We start from the raw sequence: 17,351 nt of genomic DNA, 5'->3' as shown, positions 1-17,351 counted from the left end.
CGTGAACCGTTCATCTTGCTTTGGCCTGTTTGCTCGCTATTGCTCCTTAAACGTCCTGGGGATGCTGGCCCTGTCCTGCTACATCCTGGCGGACACCTTTTTTGTGGCCAACACCCTGGGCTCTAACGGCCTAGCCGCTTTGAATCTGGCGATCCCCGTCTTCAGCTTTATCCATGGCTTCGGTCTGATGCTGGGAATGGGCGGAGCCACCCGCTTTACCATTTTGAAACACCAGGGCCGGGAGGCGAAGGCCAGCGCCGCCTTTACTCATGTCCTGGCTCTGGCCGGGGCTGCCGCGTTCTTCTTTTTCAGCTGCGGGCTGTTCTTCTCCCGTCCCCTGGCCGTTCTCCTGGGTGCGGAAGGGGACGTTCTTCCCATGACCCAGACTTACATACGCATCCTTCTTCTCTTCGCCCCCGCCATTCTTCTCAATGACCTGCTTTTGTGCTTTGTCCGCAACGACGGTGCCCCTCAGCGCTCTATGGCCGCCATGGTCACTGGCAGCCTGTCCAACATCGTGCTGGACTACCTGTTCATGGTCCCCCTGAACATGGGGATTTTCGGCGCCGTCTTTGCCACCGGCCTGGCTCCCGTCATCAGTCTGGCCGTCCTCTCCCCCTTCTTCCTGGGCCATCACAACACCTTCCGACCTGTCCGCTGTGCCCCCTCCCCCCATCTGCTGGGCCTGTGTGCCGCTGCCGGCGTTCCCTCCCTGCTCTCGGAGCTGTCCTCTGGCGTGGTGATGGTGGTATTTAACGCCGTACTGCTCTCTCTGGAGGGCAGCACTGGGGTGGCCGCCTACGGGGTGGTAGCCAACCTCTCCCTGGTGGTGCTGGCCATCTATAATGGAGTAGCCCAGGGGGTTCAGCCGCTGCTCAGCGGCTATTACGGCTCCGGCGACCACCCTCACATCCGCTCCATTCTCCGCTACGCCTCCGCTACCGTATTGATTTTGTCCGCCCTGATCTGCCTGGGTACCTCCCTGGGGGCCGGCCCTATTTCCGCTCTATTTAACCAGGAGGGCGACCCACTCCTCCAGGACATGGCTGTTCAGGGAATGCGCCTTTACTTTATCGCCTGCCCCTGGGCAGGCATGAACCTGCTGACCACCATCTTCTTTGCCTCCACCGACCATCCCCGCCCTGCCCAGCTGATCTCCCTGCTGCGCGGCTACTTTTTGATCCTCCCCCTGGCCCTCCTGCTCCCCCGCCTCTGGGGTCTGACCGGACTGTGGCTGGCCTTCCCCATCGCGGAAGCGCTCACAGCAGCGGCTGCCCTAGCCCTCTTTCTCCGCGTCCGGCGCCAGCTTTAACTCCAACACCAATAAAAAAGGCCATCCCGGCATCTGTATGGCCGGGATGGTCCTTGTTTTTATCTTGGACGAATTTATGAGCCCAGGTAGTCTCCCTGGGCAATGCCCTTCAGGTCCCGAGCGGGAATGGTAAACTCCACCATCCCCATATACATGGGAGCTACCTCCCCCTCATCAAAGACCAGCACCAGATCCCCCGCCTCATTCACATAGAAATCAGTGTCGGAGGGGAGCTGAGTGAAGTTCCACTCCTCCACCTCGTCATCCAGCCAGTAGTAGACAGCAGGGTCCGCCTCCATCTGCTGGGCCATCTGTTCCTGTACGGCCCGGGTAAGCACGCCCAGATAATCGCTGTCCGCCTGGAACAGGTCGGCCAGAGATAAGATGTGTCCGGTGGCTTTATCCACCGCATATACCTTGACGGATTCTGTTCCGCTAGCCATAATCTGGGTCTGGTCAAAGCGCAGAGCAAACAGGGTGTCGCTGTCTGTGACCACAGTATAGGTCATATCCAGAGTATAGTGGTCGGTCTCACCCTGAGATTCCCCCTGGTACAGACCCGCATCCTGCTGGTACTGCTGGATGATGGTGTCAGTATAGGCCACGATGGCATCGTTGAGTTCCTGGCTTCCGCCCTCTACCTGAGGCACCTCAATATGGGCAGAGGTCTTGTCCCCCTGGTATTCATAGGTGTGGAAGGTGAACACTCGGGTGATGGCCCCCAGCACCGGCACCTGCTCCATGGCATAGGCCACCGTTGGGCTGGCGTTGGTGAGCACCACAAGACCGATCATGGCCGCCGCCACGGTCAGTCCGGTGCGTTTCCACAGGCGATATACCCTTCCCTTGGTCGGCTTTTCCTTCCCCTGCTCGCGCTTGGCCCGCTGGATGCTGGCCCGGACCTGAAATTCCAGATCCTCCGGGATGGGGATTTCATGGTATTCCTTTCGCATAGACTCCAAGCGGTCTTCCCTCATGAAAATGACTCTCCTTCCATTAGTTGGATCCTGAGCTTCTTCAGGCTCCGATAGAGGATGGTCTTGACTGTGTTTAAATTTTCCCCGGTGGACAGGGCAATATCCTGAAGCTTCATATCCTCAAAAAAACGCAAAACAACTACGGTGCGCTCCCGCTCCTCCAGCCGCTCCAGGGCCCGGAGGGTATCTAGATCCTGATAGGTGTCCTCCCGGCCGGTTTCCGGAACCTGATCCACCGGCACCTCCCGCGCCCTGGAACGAAGGAAATCCAACGCGGTGTTTGCCACGATCCGGCACAGCCACCCCTTAATGGCTCCCCGGCTGCGCACGCCGGAGGCGTTTTGGATGGCCTTGTATACACTTTCCTGCACCACATCCATGGCGTCATCCGGATTTTTTACATAGGTGTACGCCAAGCGGTAGAGCATTTGATAGGAGCGCAAAATTTCTTCTTCTACTTCCTGCTGCAGCACTGCCGGGTCCATCCCGCGCCTCCTTTCCCCCGTCATATCAATAGACGGACTACATGAAAAAAAAGTTTTCTTTTTGGCAAAAAACCAAACCCCGGCCCGTTGGACCGGGGTTTCGGCTTAGGCGCCGGGTTCACTTCAGACGCCAAATATCCTCGTTATACTGCCGGATGGTGCGGTCGGAGGAGAAATAGCCGGATTTTGCGATGTTCACCAGCATTTTCTTCGCCCAGGCCATCCGGTCCTCATAGTCTTCCAGCGCCCGCTCCTTGGTGGCAATATAATCCTCCACATCCAACAGGGCCATAAACCAGTCCTTGCTCTTCATGTCCTTCCACAGGGTGGACAGGCTGGCAGGGTCTCCCACCGACAACAGCTCCGGAGACACCAAAAAGTCCACCAGGCGCTCCACCTGGGGGCGGTGGTAATAGGACAGGGGCTGGTAGCCCTCCTCCGCGTACAGGGTGATCACCTGGTCACTGGACGCGCCGAAGGTGTAGATGTTCTCCTCTCCCACCAGCTGGGCGATCTCCACATTAGCCCCATCCATGGTGCCCAGGGTCACCGCTCCGTTGGCCATAAACTTCATATTGCCCGTCCCGCTGGCCTCCTTGGAGGCCAGGGAAATCTGCTCGGAGATATCGCAGGCGGGGATCAGGGCCTCCGCCCAGGTGACGTTGTAATTTTCCACCATGGCCAGACGGAGCCAAGGACGGACCTGAGGGTCCGACTCAATGAGCTGTTGCAGGCACAAAATCAGGTGGATGATGTGCTTGGCCATCACATAGGCGGGCGCCGCCTTGCCCCCGAAGAGGACGGTGATGGGACGCCGAGGCAGCCGTCCGGCCTTGATCTCCAGGTACTGATGGATGACATACAGGGCATTCATCTGCTGACGCTTATACTCGTGCAGCCGCTTGATCTGGATGTCAAACACCGACTGGGGATCCAGCTCCACCCCCTGCTCCGACCAGAGCAGCCGGCACAGCCGATCCTTATTGTGCTGCTTGATATCCAGCAGCCGTTGCAGCACCGATGGGTCCTGGGCAAACTTCATCAGCCCCTCCAGCTTGGTGGTGTCCCGGCGCCAGTCCCGGCCCACACACTGGTCAATCAGGGCCGTCAACTCCCCGTTGCAGGCCTCCAGCCAGCGGCGGAAGGTGACGCCGTTGGTCTTATTGTTGAACTTCTGGGGGTAGAGGTCACAGAAGGCCTTCAGCTCCGAGTTCTTTAAAATCTCGGTATGGAGGGCGGCCACGCCATTGACGGAGAAGCCGTAGTGGATATCCATATGGGCCATATGGACCCTACCCTCCCCGTCAATGATGGACACCTTGGGGTCGTGGTGAATCTCCTCCACCCGCCGGTGCAGCTCCAGGAGAATGGGCACCAGCTGGGGAGCCACTGTTTGAATGTAGTCCAAGGGCCATTTTTCCAGGGCCTCAGCCAGGATGGTGTGGTTGGTGTAGGCACAGGTGCGGCTGACCTGGTCGATGGCCTGGTTAAAGGACATCCCCCGCTGGGTGAGCAGCCGGATCAGCTCAGGGATGATCATGGAGGGGTGGGTGTCATTGATCTGGATGACCACCCGCTCGGCCAGCTCTTCCAGGGAGTAGCCCCGCTCCTCCAGCTCCTGGAGAATGAGCTGCGCCCCCGCCGAGACCATAAAATATTGCTGGTACACCCGCAGCAGCTGACCGGCCCGGTCACTGTCATCGGGGTAGAGGAAGGAGGTCAGGCAGTGGGCAATGTCCCCCTTGTCAAAGCGGATGCCCACCCAGGGCAGGGGGGCCGGCTCCTCCAAATCAAACAGGTGCAGCCGGTTGGCCGTCTCATTTCCCGCCCCGGGCACCGCCATATCATAGAGCACCGCATTCAGAGTAAAACCTCCAAAGGGGACGGAAAAGCGCTTCCCGGTGGGAATCAGCCAGTTTTCCCCCTCCAGCCAGGTGTCGGGCTCCTCCGTCTGCTTGTTGTGGACGAAGTGCTGGCGGAACAGACCGTAGTGGTAGTTCAGTCCCACCCCGTCACCAGGCAGGCCCAGAGCCGCGATGGAATCTAAAAAGCAGGCGGCCAGGCGGCCCAGACCGCCGTTGCCCAGAGCGGGCTCGGGCTCCAGGGACTCAATGACGCCCAGATCCCGGTCCATCCCCGCCAGCAGCTCCTTGACCTCCTGATACAGCCCCAGGGCCAACAGCTGGTTGGACAGCAGCTTGCCCACCAGAAATTCCGCTGAGAAATAGTACAGCTTCCGCTCCCCCTGGGGGGCAGGGCGCTGTTCGGCCATGCGCCGGGTCAGCAGCAGCAGGGCCTCATATAATTGATGATCGTCACACTGATCCGGGGAGCGGCCAAACCGCTCCTGAGTCAGCTGAAATACCTGTTCGTTTAGTTGCATCTGTGATACTCTCCCTTTTCGACCTAACCCAGGTCGGAACTAATTCCACTTTTTGTTCTGGCGACAGTATATCAGTCTACACCAGCCTGCGTCAAATCATTTCTGCCCAAAGGCTTCCCAATTTCACTAAAATTTAACAATTTTTAAAACGTTTCCTTTGAAAAAACGCGTTTATAAAGCCTTTGACGCTTTCTCCTGGTCCCTCTCCTCCCGGTTCTGCTCGGGCAGGCGCTGGTAGACCTTCATCTCCCGGCGCAGTCGCCGGGCCAGCTTGGGCGTGAAGCTCCCCGCCGGGCACCTCCACTGCCAGTTGTCCCCCAGGGTAGAGGGGGTATTCATCCGGGCCTGGCTGCCCAGCCCCAGCAGGTCCTGCATCTGCATCACCGCCAGCTCCGCCGCCGAGGCCCAGGCCGAGCGCATCATGCCCCAGTGGTAGCCTTCCCCCTTGGTCAGGCGCAGGTAGTCCCGGGCGTAGGCCGCCGTCTTCCGGGGAGCAGAGGCCATCCACCCCTGGATGGTGTCGTTGTCGTGGGTGCCGGTATAGACCACGCAGTGGGTGGGGTAGCAGTGGGGCAGGTAGTCGCTGCCCCGCTCCCGGCTGTCAAAGGCAAACTGGAGCACCTTCATCCCCGGGTATCCCGTATCCCGGAGCAGCTGCCGCACCGATGGGGTGAGAAAGCCCAGGTCCTCGGCAATAATGGCCCGCTTCCCCAGCTCCTTCTCCACCGCCTGGAAGAACTCCAGCCCAGGTCCCTTTTTCCAGCTGCCGTTCCGGGCAGTCTTTTCTCCGTAGGGGATGGCGTAGTAGGCGTCAAAGCCCCGGAAGTGGTCGATGCGCAGCACGTCAAACAGCCGGAACTGGAACCGGATGCGGTCCAGCCACCAGCGGTAGCCCTCCCCTCTCATCCGTTCCCAGTTAAACAGGGGGTTGCCCCACAGCTGTCCGTCGGCGGTAAAGGCATCCGGCGGACAGCCCGCCACCTGGGTGGGCCGCCCCTCCTCGTCCAGCTGGAACTGCTCCGGATGGGCCCAGACGTCGGCGCTGTCGGCGGCCACGTAGATGGGCAGGTCTCCGATGATGGAAATTCCTTTCCCATTGGCATAGGCCTTCAGCTGCGCCCACTGCCGGTGGAACAGGTACTGCACTCCCTTCCAGAAGGAGATCTCTTCTGCCAGCTCCTTCCGGGCCCGCTCCAGTGCCTGGGGACGGCGCAGCCGCTCCTCTTCCGGCCACTCCTGCCAGCAGACCCTGCCGTGCTTCTCTTTCAAAGCCATGAACAGGGCGTAGTCCTCCAGCCAGTCCTGATGCTGCTGGCAGAAGGTGGAAAGGGCCTCCCCCTGCTGGTTCAACAGCCGGTGGCAGGCCAGGCGCAGCACCGGGTAGCGCTGCTCATAGAGTAGGCCATAGTCCACCCGCTGCTCGTCCTGCCCCCAGGGCCGGTTTTGATATTCCTCCGGCTCCAGCAGGCCCTCCTGGGCCAGCTGGTCCAGGTCGATCAGATAAGGGTTTCCTCCATAGGAGGAGAAGGATTGGTAGGGGGAGTCCCCATAGCTGGTCTGCCCCAGGGGCAGAATCTGCCAGCAGGACTGTCCTCCCGCCTGAAGAAAATCCACAAACTCCCTGGCCTGTTCCCCCATGGTTCCAATTCCCCAGGGGGAGGGCAGGGAGGTAAGGTGCATTAAAATTCCCGCCTGTCTCACGCTCTGTCCTCTTCCTTTCTTGGATGATGCTTGGGGGGCGCCACACTCTCCCCCTCCACCAGGTGGAAGGGCACCACCCGGTGGACCGCCTCCCGCTCCGGGTGGCTCATGGCCTCCAGCAGCAGTTCCACACCCTCACCGGCCAGCCGCTCCACGTCCTGGGCCACTGTGGTCAGGCGGGGAATGGAGTAGCCCGCCAGGGGGATGCCGTCATAACCCACCACGGACAGATCCCGGGGCACCTCCAGCCCCCGGTCTGCCAGCGCCCGCAGAGCTCCCAGGGCAATGACGTCACTCATGGCAAACAGGGCGGTGATCTGAGGGCAGCGGTCCAGCAGCCGTCCCGCTGCCTCGTAGGCGTCGGCCACCGCGTAGCGGCAGCACTCCCACTGTAGCTCCTCCTCAAAGGGCAAGCCCAGCTCCTCCATCGCCCTGCGGCAGCCCTGGACTCGCCGGGCACTGACCTGGGAGTGGGCCGGATTGCCGCCCAACAGTCCGATCTGCCAGTGCCCCTTTTGGGCCAGGTAACCAATGACCTGGGCCGCAGCCGCCTCATCGTCCGTGGTGACGGAGGACAAATTGGAAAAGGCCAGCTCCTGGGCCCGGTTGGTCACCAGGACACAGGGGACCTGAACGTCCAGAAATCCCTTCTGAAAGCAGCTGGGTTCTCCCCCTAAAAACAGGATCCCCAGCGGTTTTCGCTCCCGGCATAGCCCCAGAGCGTAGGCCACCTCATCCGACTCCTCATCCAAATAGTACACCGCCGCCTCCCAGCCGCAATCCCGCAGCTGGGTCTGCATCCGCTCGGCAATGGCTCCCAGGAGCATATTCTGGGTACCTTTAACCACCATAGCCACCCCCATGCCCCCCTGGAGCTTGAGATGTTTGGCGTTATTATTGGGCTGAAAGCCCTGCTCTTCCACCACGGCCAGCACCCGTTTGCGCTTTTGCTCGCTCACTCCGGGCAGATGATTGAGCACCCGGGACACCGTGGCTATCCCGCAGCCGGACAGACGGGCAATGTCCCGAATGGTGAGATTCCCCACGGCGCATCCCTCCTTCCGCAATTTGGAACCGTTTCCAGTTTTATGCTTATCATACCGCCTTTTCCCCTTCTACGCAAGACTCCGCTCCCATTTCCCACTGAAATGCAAGGATTTGTAAAATTTTTACTTCTTGATTTGTGTAATTTGTTCCATTATTTCCCATGTCTTTCCAGTTTGCTTTGTGAGAATGCAGATTATCGTTGTCATTTTCCCGCTGTTCCGCTATAATATAAGTATAGTCATAGTGACCAATTCCCAAGGGCCCGGACGGCAATGCTGTCCGGGATCAGTTCAACCAGCAGGAGGGAGTTCCATGAGCAATTATGTTATTTCCATCAGCCGAGAATTCGGCAGCGGCGGACGGCTGATCGGTAAGCGTCTGGCCGCCCGTCTGGGCATCCCCTGCTACGACCGCACTCTCATTCAAAAGACCTCGGAGAAGAGTGGGCTTTCCCCCGACTTTATCGCCCGGGCCGAGGAGCGTGCCCGCAGCCGGTTCCACCTGTCCATTGCCCCCATTGGAATTGGGGTGCCCGCCTTCGCCAACCAGGGTGTGCCGGTCAGCCACCAGGCGTTCTTTGCCCAGGCCGAGGTGATTCGGGAGCTGGCCGACGAGGGATCATGCGTCATTGTAGGCCGCTGTAGCGACTACGTGCTGGGAGAGCGGCCGGAGTGCCTGAAGGTCTTTGTCCACGCCGATCTCCCCAGTCGGGTCAAGCGCTGCGTGGAGGAGTACCACATCCCCTCTGACGATATGGAGCGCCGCATCCTCCAAATGGACCGGGGCCGCTCCAATTACTACAACTACTACACCGGCCACACCTGGGGTGACATGCGCCGGTATGACCTGACCCTGAACTCCTCCACCACCGGCGTGGACGGAGCTGTGGAGCTGATTGCCGCCCTGGTCCAGGCCCGGGCCGCCCAGGGCGCCCTTGCCGGGCAGGGGAAGCCATGAGCTCCCCCCGCATTCAGATTTCGGGCAGTCCCAGTCCCCTGACCAATTACTGCTCCGCCGTGGAGCGGCTGGGTGGGATTGCCGTGGCGGGCTACGCGCCCCAGCCCGACCTGAGCTGTGACGGACTGCTCCTATGCGGAGGCGGAGACATTGACCCCGCCCGCTATGGCCAGGCCAACCAGGGCTCCCAGCCCCCGGACCCGGTGCGGGACCAAGCGGAGCTGGAGCTGTTTCACGCCTTCCTCCAGGCTGGAAAGCCCATCTTTGGCATCTGCCGGGGGATGCAGCTGATTAACGTGGCTCTGGGCGGCACCCTGGTCCAGGATCTGCCCCCTCTTGTGCGCCCCTTCCACGGGGGCGGTAAGGAGGACTGTGTCCACCCCATCCGCGCCGCGGAAGGCTCCCTGCTCCACCGGCTCTACGGCTACATCTTTCCTGTCAACAGCTCCCACCACCAGGCAGTGGACCATCTGGGCGCTGGTTTGATTGCCACCGCCTGGGGCGAGGCGGGCTTTGTGGAAGGGCTGGAGCACCCCTCCCTGCCCATTTTTGCTGTCCAGTTCCACCCCGAGCGCATGTCCTTTGCCCGCCGACGTGCGGATACGGTGGACGGTGCCCCCCTCTTTGCTCACTTTTTCTCCCTGTGTGGGAAATGATGGATTCTTTTACACCGACATATGGGGCCCACACCGCCCCAAAGGAGTTCCTGCCATGCCTACCTACCCCTCCCCCGCGGCAGTCAAGCTGTCGGCCCTACTGCTTGGGACAACACTTCTTCTCTCTCCCATCTCTGTCTCTGCCAAGTTCAACCCCCTGGACTGCGTTCCCGCCGTCTCCGCTCCCTCGCCCCTGTCCCAGGAGCGGCAGGAGTGGCTGACTTATCGTGACATTTGCTCCCAGCTGACGGAGCTGGGCTTTTCCTCCCAGGCCTGTGCCCTGCTATACACCCGCCTGGGGCCCCAGCTGGCCCAGCAGCTGGAGGAGGGACAGTGGTCCCTTTCCCAGCTGACCTTCCTGTCTCTGCCCAACTGCCGCCTGGAGTACTTGGACCGCTACCAGACCTACGCTCTGGACCACCCCGAGTTTTCCCCTCTAGAAGCTGTGGTTCAGGTCAATCTGGGGCTGGACCGCCCCTTTTATCAGGACCCCATTGTTCTCTCCGATCCCGCAGACCCACTGGTCCTGGTAAATAAGTATTCTGCCCTCCCTGCCGACTATGTCCCTGAGCTCACCGCCCTGAAACCGCGCTACGGCATCGGCTCCCTCACCCCCCAGGCTGCTCAGTCCTTTGTCCAGATGGCAGACGCCGCCCGGGCAGATGGTATTTCGCTGCGCAGCGTATCTGCCTACCGCTCCTACTCCTACCAGGAACAGCTCTACCAGCGGTATGTGGCGGAAAGCGGCCAGGCGCTGGCCGACACCTTCTCCGCCCGCCCCGGCCACTCCGAGCACCAGACCGGCCTGGCGCTGGACATCAACACCGCCAGCTCCCGCGCCCACTTTGAGGACACGGCGGAATACGCCTGGCTTCAGGAGCACTGCGCCCAGTTTGGCTTTGTTCTCCGCTACCCCGAGGGGAAGCAGGAGATTACTGGCTATCGCTTCGAGCCCTGGCACTACCGCTATGTAGGGGTGGAGGTCGCCCAGGTGTGTACCCAGCTGGGCCTGACTTATGATGAGTATCTGGCCTATCAGGCGGTCCCCGGTTCCTACGCTCTACCCCTCGGTCCGTTGGCTGAGTCCGGGCCGGACTGCCAGGAGTCCGTTTTTCTACGGGTCTAACAGAAATACCAACACTCAATCATGAAAATAAGGGGAACGGCCCGTGGACCGTTCCCCTTATTTTTTATTTGCTCCCTTTGGCGATGATGACCCGAATCCGGCCGCCGTTGGCGTCGGTCTGGTCATACCAGCCGGTGAGGGTGTAGCCCCCCTCCTTCACCCGGGATAGGGAGGAGAGGTAGTAGCTGGTACCCCGCTGCTCATAGACCGCCACATTGTCCGAGAGGGTATAGCGGTTGTTCCCCGACACAAACTGGTTGCCGCTGACGGTGCCCGTTTTGGCCGAGGTCAGCGGGTATAGCCCCTCCGGGCTCTGCACTGTGCCCTTCAGGCGGATGGGCCCGGTCTGGGACACCGGCAGCCGGGTGCTGCTCTGGGGGATGGTCCCCGTCTGACCGCCTATGTCGAACTGGTAGGCATACAGGAAGCTGTTCTCGCCCACCTGGGTCTCATCCAGATTGGTGAGCAGGCCGTACTGGTACATATCTCCCGTCACTCCATCCAGAATCATGCGGTCGATATCCCCGGCAGCATCCAGGGTGTAGTATTTGACACTCCCCGTCAAATCCACCCCAATCAGACGGCTGGGGTATACCCGCACCCCCAGGCCCTCGCTCACATCCAGAATCTCCGCCCCATCGGCAAAGGCATAGTTGCCCACCTTGGTCCCGGCGGCATTCACCTTTCCGGTCAGTCCCACAGTCCCCAGGCTGCGCAGGGTGACCCCTCCCGCCTGGTCCGAGGCGGTGATCCGCACCAGACTGCCCTCCCGCAGTCCCGAGGGGGCCTCATAGCGGTAGGGCTGGCCGTTGGTGGCTATTACCACGGCGGTGCGGGCGGTATAGGTGCCCCCCTTGCCGTCGGAGTAGGAGGCGTTCTCAATGGCGGTGACTACACCCACCATCTCCTTGGCGCTGTCCACCGCTCCCGCTGCCGCTCCGCCTACCACAGCGGCTACCTGGCCGTCCCGGCCCAGCAGCAGGGTGACGGTGTCACCCAGGGAATACGCTCCCAGATCAGACAGGGCATAGGCCGCGGCGGCCGTTTCGATCTTGCAGGTGCGGCCCGCCACCGTCACAGAGGTGGGGCTGGAGGAGGAGGGCTCCAGGGCCTGAATGGTACCGGTGAGACGGTCGCTGTATGCCCAGATGGTGTTCATGGATCGGTTCCAGTACACCACATCCTGGCTCTGCACCGCAGACAGGGTGGACGTCTTCCCTTGGCGGTAAACCTTGGCGCCGCTGAGGGAGAAGGGGATGGACGATTGCCAGTTCCCTTGGGCCACCACCGGCCCCTCCATCTGGTCGTTGATGAGGGAGACCAGGTCGATCTCTCCGCTCTCGTTGAGCTTGTGGCCCAGCGTCTCCAGGTAGGGGGTCCCCTCCTTGGTCTTGGCGGTCATCAGGTTATAGAAGAGGTACATGGCGTCCAGCCGCTTCATGGGGTCGGTGGGCCGGGTGACCGTCACCCCCGCGTCCAGGTTCAGGCTGCGGTACATGGCCATCTGGCCCGTGGGATAGGCTCCGGAGAAGTCCTCCGGAGCGTAGCCCAGCAGCCGCAGGGCAATGGTCACTCCCTCCGCCAGGCGGATGGTGCTAGAGGGGCGGAAGGTGCCGTCAGAGTAGCCGGAGATGAGGCCCTGGGCCACCCCGGCCTCCACATAGCCCGAGGCCCAGTGGCTCCAGGTCACGTCGGGATAGGGGGAGGTGGCTGCCTGGCCGATCTGCTCCCCGCCGGGGGTAGCCTTCACCGCCATGGTAATGAACTCCGCCCGGGTCACCAGGTTATAAAGGTTCATATTTCCCTGGGCGTCCCCCACCATGATCCCTAGGGCGTTGACCACCTGGGCGGCCTCGTCGGTGGGAGCGGCGGAGGAGGCCGCGGTGGCAGGGAGGATCAGCGACAGGGAGAGGCAGGTCGCCAGAAGGACGGCCAAAACGGGCTTTTTCATGCAGAAACACTCCTTATATCAGTCATAACGCAGGGCGTCGATGGGATTGAGCTTGGCCGCCTTATTGGCGGGCAGGTAGCCAAAGAGCACCCCGATGCCCACCGACACGCCAAAGCTGACGGCAATGGCCTCCAGATTGGGGGTGGCGCTGAAGGTGGCCCCATTCATCTGGGCCGACAGCATCCCCCCAAACAGGGAGCCCAGGGCGGTGGCCAGCAGCCCGCCGAAGGCGATGCCCAGCACCCCGCCGATGGCTGAGGTGGTGCCCGCCTCAATGATAAACTGCATGCGGATATCCCGCCGTTTGGCCCCCAGGGACTTGCGGATGCCGATCTCCCGGGTGCGCTCGGTAACGGAGACCAGCATAATATTCATAATGCCGATGCCCCCCACCACCAGGGAGATGGCGGCGATGGCCACCAGCACCCCCATGGCCACTCCCATCATGGTATTGATCATGGCGGCCTGCTCCTCCATGGTCTGGGTGTAGTAGGCGTCCGGGTCTTGGAAATGGTTTAGGAGGAAGGCGTTAATGACCTCCTTGGCAGCCCCGGCTGTGGCGCCAGATGTGCTGGTAAACATATAGAGGGTCACATACCGGGCTCCCATCAGCTCCAGGGCGTTTTCATAGGGGAGGTAAATCTGGTCGTCCGGGCCGCCCTTATCCATACTCTCCCGAATCTGCTCCAGCACCCCGATGACGGTGTAGGAGGCGCCGTTAATGGACAGTTTCTTGCCCAGGGCGTCTCCCCCAAAGCCCTCCTGGGCCAAATAGGCCCCGATGACGCACACCGGCTGCCGCCGCTCCACGTCCAGGTAGGAGAGGAAGCGGCCCTGGGCGATGCGCTCGCCCCCATCGATGGTGGCTCCGGTGTTGGGGTTGAACATGACCTCGCTGACCCCATAGAGGCTGGTTTTGTCGAACTTGTCATCCCCCTTGCGGATGGCAGCCTGAAAGCTGACGTAGGGGGACACCCCGGAGAGCACCTGGGGATTCTCCTCCACCAGACGGTACATGTCCTTGGGGTCCAGGTCCATGGTGCTGCCGTCTCCCCGGCCCCAGGTGTAGGTCATGATGGTGTTAATGCCCAATTTGTCTACCTGCTCGTCGATCATCCCCTGCAGGCCATTGCCCAGGGAAATGATGATGATGACGGCGGCCACTCCGATGATGATGCCCAGCATGGTGAGCAGGGAACGCATTTTGCTGGTGACCAGGGATTTGAGGGCCAGACGGAAGGACTGGGTCACATTCATGCCTCCGCCCCCTCTTCCTCCAGCAGCTCTCCGGGCTGGACCACCGCCCGGGGATCCCGGGCATCCCCGTCGTAGATGACTCTGCCGTCCTGCAGACGGATGATCCGGTCGGCCTTGACGGCAATTGAGTTATCGTGGGTAATGAGAACCACCGTGTCCCCCTCCCGGTTGAGCTTTTTCAAAAAGCCCAGCACCTCCCGGCCGGTGTGGGAGTCCAGGGCGCCGGTGGGCTCGTCAGCCAGAATCACCGAGGGATTCCCCGCCAGCGCCCGGGCGATGGACACCCGCTGCTGCTGGCCACCGGAGAGCTGGCTGGGCAGATTCTTCTGCTTGCCCGCCAGACCCACCCGCTCCAGGGACCGCACGGCCCGTTCCCGCCGCTCCTGGGCCGGTATCCCGGCATAGAGCAGGGGCAGCTCCACATTTTCTAAGACGGTGAGCTTGGGGATGAGGTTGTATTGCTGAAAAATAAATCCCAACATTTTGTTTCGAATCTCCGCCTGGCGGTCGTCGTCCATGGTGGACACGTCCACACCCCCCAGGTGATAGCTGCCGCTGGTGGGCACATCGAGACAGCCGATGATGTTCATGGCAGTGGACTTGCCCGACCCGGAGGAACCCACGATGGCCACAAATTCCCCCTGGTCAATGGTGATATCCACCCCGTCCAGAGCGTGGACGGTCTCCTCCCCCATCTGGTAGATTTTATATACGTCTTTGAGCTCAATGAGATGTTCCAAGGTCATCAGCCTCCCGCCGCTACGACTACCGAGGTCCCGGCGCCCATGCTGCCGGTGGCCTGATTGAGCACCAGCACGGTATCCCCCTCGTTCAGTCCCCCGGTGATCTCAATGTACTGCTGATTGCCCCGGCCCAGGGTGACGCCCTGGAGAGTGGTCTTGGTTGGGTCCGCCACGGTGCCGTCGGGCGCCAGGGCTCCGTCCCCGGCCAGCAGCACCGTGCTGTCGCTGCTCACCGCCTCCACCGGCAGGGACAAAACGTGCTCTGCCCGCTCTATGATGATGTCGGTGGACACGTTCATCCCCGGGTTGAGGGTTCCGTATTCCTCCAGGCGGATGGTCACGGGGTAGGTGGTAAAGCCGTTGGTGGTGGTGCCGTTGATGCTCACCCGCTCCACCACGCCGTGGAACACCTCGCCCGGTACCGCCTCGGCGGTGATCTCCACCTCCTGGCCCGGCTGGACCTGTCCAATGTTCAGCTCGCTGACGTTCACCTGCACCTCCAGGCTGGACAGGTCATACAGCACCGCCATGCTTCCCGAATCCATGCTGTCCACCTTGTCCCCCGCCTTGAAATTCTTTTCAATAACAGTGCCCGAGATGGGAGCGGTAATGGTGTAGTTATCCAGAGCCTCCTGGGCGCGCTGGAGGGAAAGCTGAGCGTTTTCCAGGGTGATGGCGGCGTTTTCCAGGCTGTTCTGGGCGGCGGTGCCCCCCAGGGTGACCAGCACATCCCCGGCAGATACCTTACTGCCGGCGGTGACCCGCAGGTCAGTAACCTCTCCGGAGGCCTGGGCGGTGACCGTCTGGCGGGCATTGGGCTCAAAGGTGCCGCTGCCCGCACAGGCAAACTGTCCCACCACGGCGGTGGCGGATGTGGCGTCGGTGAGAGCGCCGGGATTCTGCACCCGAATCTTCACCGAGCGGACCAGAGCGCCCCCTGTCCCCACCAGGTCGGCGGAGGACACCGATTCCACGGTGCCGTTCAGGGTTTCCAGGGTGCCCGCCAGGGTGACGGAAGCCGACTGCCCCGGGCTGATCTGGGTTGCGTCGGCAGACTGGAAGGGCAGGGTAAGGGTCATGGTGGAGGTGTCGGAGATCTCCGCAATGGGAGTGCCCGGGGAGACCAGTTCTCCCTTCCCCACCAACACCTTCTGCACCACTCCCGCCGCCGAGGCGGAGGGCTTGAGGCCCTGAGCAATTTCATTGTAGCTCAGCTGGGCCTGGCGCACCGACAGCTGGGCCTGCTCCAAGGTGGTCTCCGCGTCTCCCGCGTCCACCCGGTAGAGCAGATCCCCCTTCTCGATCCGGTCCCCCACCTCAAAGGGGGCCTCCAAAATATCTCCGGACACCAGGGCCTTCACCTGGTAGGACTCCGCCGCGGTGAGGGTCCCCGTCCCGGACACCGACACCGTCAGGTCCCGGTACTGGGCCTGGCTGGCCTGGTACTGTCCCGCCAGGGCATTGGCGCCCCCCTCCCCGCCAGGCCGGAGAAAAAACCAGTACAGGGCTCCTGCAGCCACGGCCACAAGGACCAGGCGCTTCCCCCACTTTTTCCCCTTCTTGGGCAGGTGCAGGCGGGGCCGCTTGGGCCCTTTCCCCTCCTGCTGCTGTTCCGATACCTGCTGTACCTTTTCTTCCACGGGTGCTTCCATTGTCATTCTCCTCCGTCTTTCCAAGCTGCCCCAACAGGCCCGGGCCAGGCCAACGGTAAAGGCGTCTTTCGCCTAGGTATCTTTGTTTTAGCCAGAGCCTATTGTAAAAACCAAACCTTATATTGTTTGAAAGAAAAGATAAAATTTTCATTAAATTTCTCCTCCCCCTTCGCCGTGCGGCGACATGGTACACCCTCCATGAGGGGGAAGGTCAAGAAGAATTTCTGTTTTTTCCCCGAATAAAAAAGAGATACCGCGAAAGGCGGTATCTCTCTCTTACGTTTCAGATTGTTCCAGGCACCGGAGGATGGCCCGGGCCACCCCTTCCTCCCCGTTGGAGGCGGTCACCCACCGGGCCTGCTCCTTCACTGCCCCGGAGGCATTGCCCATGGCGATGGGGTGCCCTGCCACCCGAAGCATGGCCAGGTCGTTGTCGCTGTCCCCCACAGCGGCGCACTCCTCCAGGGGGATGCCGTACATCAGTGCCAGCAGCGCCAGGGTCCGGCCCTTGTCCACCCCAGCCGGGACCAGCTCGAAATCGTGGTCGTTGGAGGCGGTGAGCTCCAGCCCGGGCAGGGCGGCAAGTTCCCGGAGGGGGTAGGCCTCCCGGTTGTAGTCCCCGTGAATTTTGGTCAGGGGCAGCCCACGCTCCCGCTTATAGGCCAGAGGGTCTGATACGGTGACAGCGTTGTCGTGGAAGGCGGGATAGGGGTAGGTCCGCAGCAGGGACTGCTTGGAAAAGGGGTCCAGGACGATCTCTTCCCCCATAAAGAGCATCAGTTCAATGTCCCTGCCCAGACACAGCTCCAGCGCCCGCTCTCCCGAGGGCTCCGGGATGTCCCACCGGCGAAGCACCCCTCCGGAGGTCCCATCCACCAAAGCGGCGCCCCCCAGGCAGGAGATGAGCTCATCGCATCCCGCCTCCCGGGCAAACCAGATGGCCTCTGGTACCGGACGTCCAGTGTTCAGCACCACTCGGACCCCGGCCCGGCGGGCCTGGGCGATGGCCTGTTTGGTCTGGTGGGTCACCTGTCCCTGGGGGTTGAGCAGGGTCCCGTCCAAATCCAGCGCAATTAGTTTTATCATTCCAGGGCACTCCTTGGA

15 protein-coding genes are annotated in these 17,351 nt (G+C 61.6%); 4 read left to right on the top strand and 11 right to left on the bottom strand.

Going from position 1 to position 17,351, the window contains the following annotated elements; genetic code table 11:
• Window position 1 precedes the first annotated feature (1 nt).
• A complete protein-coding gene (locus B5E43_RS08035) occupies window positions 2-1,312 on the top strand; it encodes an MATE family efflux transporter (protein ID WP_242964766.1) in 1,311 nt (436 codons plus the stop codon).
• Between the two features lie 74 nt (window positions 1,313-1,386).
• On the opposite strand, the gene B5E43_RS08030 is transcribed toward B5E43_RS08035, so the two are convergent.
• The 6 genes from B5E43_RS08030 to B5E43_RS15110 all read right to left on the bottom strand — a co-directional run bounded on the left by B5E43_RS08030 (window position 1,387) and on the right by B5E43_RS15110 (window position 8,163).
• Window positions 1,387-2,289 (bottom strand): DUF3298 and DUF4163 domain-containing protein, encoded by a 903-nt coding sequence (locus B5E43_RS08030; protein ID WP_087395521.1) that lies wholly within the window; start codon window positions 2,287-2,289, stop codon window positions 1,387-1,389.
• On the bottom strand, window positions 2,286-2,774 hold the full coding sequence (locus B5E43_RS08025) for an RNA polymerase sigma factor (protein ID WP_087395518.1): 489 nt from the start codon (window positions 2,772-2,774) through the stop codon (window positions 2,286-2,288). The genes B5E43_RS08030 and B5E43_RS08025 overlap by 4 nt, the downstream gene beginning before the upstream one ends.
• A gap of 118 nt (window positions 2,775-2,892) precedes the next feature.
• The gene (locus B5E43_RS08020) at window positions 2,893-5,157 is read right to left on the bottom strand and encodes a glycogen/starch/alpha-glucan phosphorylase (protein ID WP_087395517.1); all 2,265 of its coding nucleotides are present in this window, start codon (window positions 5,155-5,157) and stop codon (window positions 2,893-2,895) included.
• A gap of 171 nt (window positions 5,158-5,328) precedes the next feature.
• A complete protein-coding gene (gene malQ, locus B5E43_RS08015) occupies window positions 5,329-6,858 on the bottom strand; it encodes a 4-alpha-glucanotransferase (protein WP_087395514.1) in 1,530 nt (509 codons plus the stop codon).
• Window positions 6,855-7,904, bottom strand: coding sequence for a LacI family DNA-binding transcriptional regulator (locus B5E43_RS08010; RefSeq protein WP_087395511.1), 1,050 nt, complete (start codon window positions 7,902-7,904; stop codon window positions 6,855-6,857). The genes malQ and B5E43_RS08010 overlap by 4 nt, the downstream gene beginning before the upstream one ends.
• A gap of 49 nt (window positions 7,905-7,953) precedes the next feature.
• The gene (locus B5E43_RS15110) at window positions 7,954-8,163 is read right to left on the bottom strand and encodes a hypothetical protein (RefSeq protein ID WP_158099000.1); all 210 of its coding nucleotides are present in this window, start codon (window positions 8,161-8,163) and stop codon (window positions 7,954-7,956) included.
• A 54-nt stretch (window positions 8,164-8,217) separates the two neighbouring features.
• Between B5E43_RS15110 and B5E43_RS08005 the strand changes: the two genes are divergently transcribed.
• The 3 genes from B5E43_RS08005 to B5E43_RS07995 are packed head-to-tail and all read left to right on the top strand — an operon-like array spanning window position 8,218 to window position 10,644.
• Entirely contained in the window at window positions 8,218-8,862 is a 645-nt protein-coding gene (locus B5E43_RS08005) for a cytidylate kinase-like family protein (RefSeq protein ID WP_158098999.1), read from the top strand.
• Window positions 8,859-9,518 (top strand): gamma-glutamyl-gamma-aminobutyrate hydrolase family protein, encoded by a 660-nt coding sequence (locus B5E43_RS08000; RefSeq protein WP_087395505.1) that lies wholly within the window; start codon window positions 8,859-8,861, stop codon window positions 9,516-9,518. Before B5E43_RS08005 ends, B5E43_RS08000 begins: the two co-directional genes overlap by 4 nt.
• 55 nt (window positions 9,519-9,573) lie before the next feature.
• Window positions 9,574-10,644 carry a M15 family metallopeptidase gene (locus tag B5E43_RS07995; RefSeq protein WP_087395504.1) on the top strand — a complete coding sequence of 357 codons (1,071 nt, stop codon included), beginning with the start codon at window positions 9,574-9,576 and terminating at the stop codon, window positions 10,642-10,644.
• A 64-nt stretch (window positions 10,645-10,708) separates the two neighbouring features.
• Here B5E43_RS07995 and B5E43_RS07990 read toward each other — a convergent pair whose 3' ends face one another.
• The 5 genes from B5E43_RS07990 to B5E43_RS07970 form a co-directional block, all read right to left on the bottom strand.
• On the bottom strand, window positions 10,709-12,595 hold the full coding sequence (locus B5E43_RS07990; protein WP_087395501.1) for an S-layer homology domain-containing protein: 1,887 nt from the start codon (window positions 12,593-12,595) through the stop codon (window positions 10,709-10,711).
• 18 nt (window positions 12,596-12,613) lie between these two features.
• Window positions 12,614-13,852 carry an ABC transporter permease gene (locus B5E43_RS07985; RefSeq protein ID WP_087395498.1) on the bottom strand — a complete coding sequence of 413 codons (1,239 nt, stop codon included), beginning with the start codon at window positions 13,850-13,852 and terminating at the stop codon, window positions 12,614-12,616.
• Window positions 13,849-14,592, bottom strand: coding sequence for an ABC transporter ATP-binding protein (locus B5E43_RS07980; RefSeq protein ID WP_275533001.1), 744 nt, complete (start codon window positions 14,590-14,592; stop codon window positions 13,849-13,851). Before B5E43_RS07980 ends, B5E43_RS07985 begins: the two co-directional genes overlap by 4 nt.
• Window positions 14,593-14,597: 5 nt before the next feature.
• Window positions 14,598-16,247, bottom strand: coding sequence for an HlyD family efflux transporter periplasmic adaptor subunit (locus B5E43_RS07975; RefSeq protein ID WP_158098998.1), 1,650 nt, complete (start codon window positions 16,245-16,247; stop codon window positions 14,598-14,600).
• 276 nt (window positions 16,248-16,523) lie between these two features.
• Window positions 16,524-17,333 carry a Cof-type HAD-IIB family hydrolase gene (locus B5E43_RS07970; RefSeq protein WP_158098997.1) on the bottom strand — a complete coding sequence of 270 codons (810 nt, stop codon included), beginning with the start codon at window positions 17,331-17,333 and terminating at the stop codon, window positions 16,524-16,526.
• Between the last annotated feature and the right edge of the window lie 18 nt (window positions 17,334-17,351).

The sequence above is a fragment of the Flavonifractor sp. An100 genome (genome assembly GCF_002161175.1).
Lineage (GTDB): Bacteria > Bacillota > Clostridia > Oscillospirales > Oscillospiraceae > Lawsonibacter.
This window is presented reverse-complemented; position numbering and strand designations above follow the sequence as displayed.

Coding starts and splice junctions, on each gene's coding strand:
- B5E43_RS08030 (WP_087395521.1), bottom strand. CDS start 2,289: ATGAGGGAAGACCGCTTGGAGTCTATGCGAAAGGAATACCATGAAATC.
- B5E43_RS08025 (WP_087395518.1), bottom strand. CDS start 2,774: ATGGACCCGGCAGTGCTGCAGCAGGAAGTAGAAGAAGAAATTTTGCGC.
- B5E43_RS08020 (WP_087395517.1), bottom strand. CDS start 5,157: ATGCAACTAAACGAACAGGTATTTCAGCTGACTCAGGAGCGGTTTGGC.
- B5E43_RS08005 (WP_158098999.1), top strand. CDS start 8,218: ATGAGCAATTATGTTATTTCCATCAGCCGAGAATTCGGCAGCGGCGGA.
- B5E43_RS08000 (WP_087395505.1), top strand. CDS start 8,859: ATGAGCTCCCCCCGCATTCAGATTTCGGGCAGTCCCAGTCCCCTGACC.
- B5E43_RS07995 (WP_087395504.1), top strand. CDS start 9,574: ATGCCTACCTACCCCTCCCCCGCGGCAGTCAAGCTGTCGGCCCTACTG.
- B5E43_RS07990 (WP_087395501.1), bottom strand. CDS start 12,595: ATGAAAAAGCCCGTTTTGGCCGTCCTTCTGGCGACCTGCCTCTCCCTG.
- B5E43_RS07985 (WP_087395498.1), bottom strand. CDS start 13,852: ATGAATGTGACCCAGTCCTTCCGTCTGGCCCTCAAATCCCTGGTCACC.
- B5E43_RS07975 (WP_158098998.1), bottom strand. CDS start 16,247: ATGGAAGCACCCGTGGAAGAAAAGGTACAGCAGGTATCGGAACAGCAG.
- B5E43_RS07970 (WP_158098997.1), bottom strand. CDS start 17,333: ATGATAAAACTAATTGCGCTGGATTTGGACGGGACCCTGCTCAACCCC.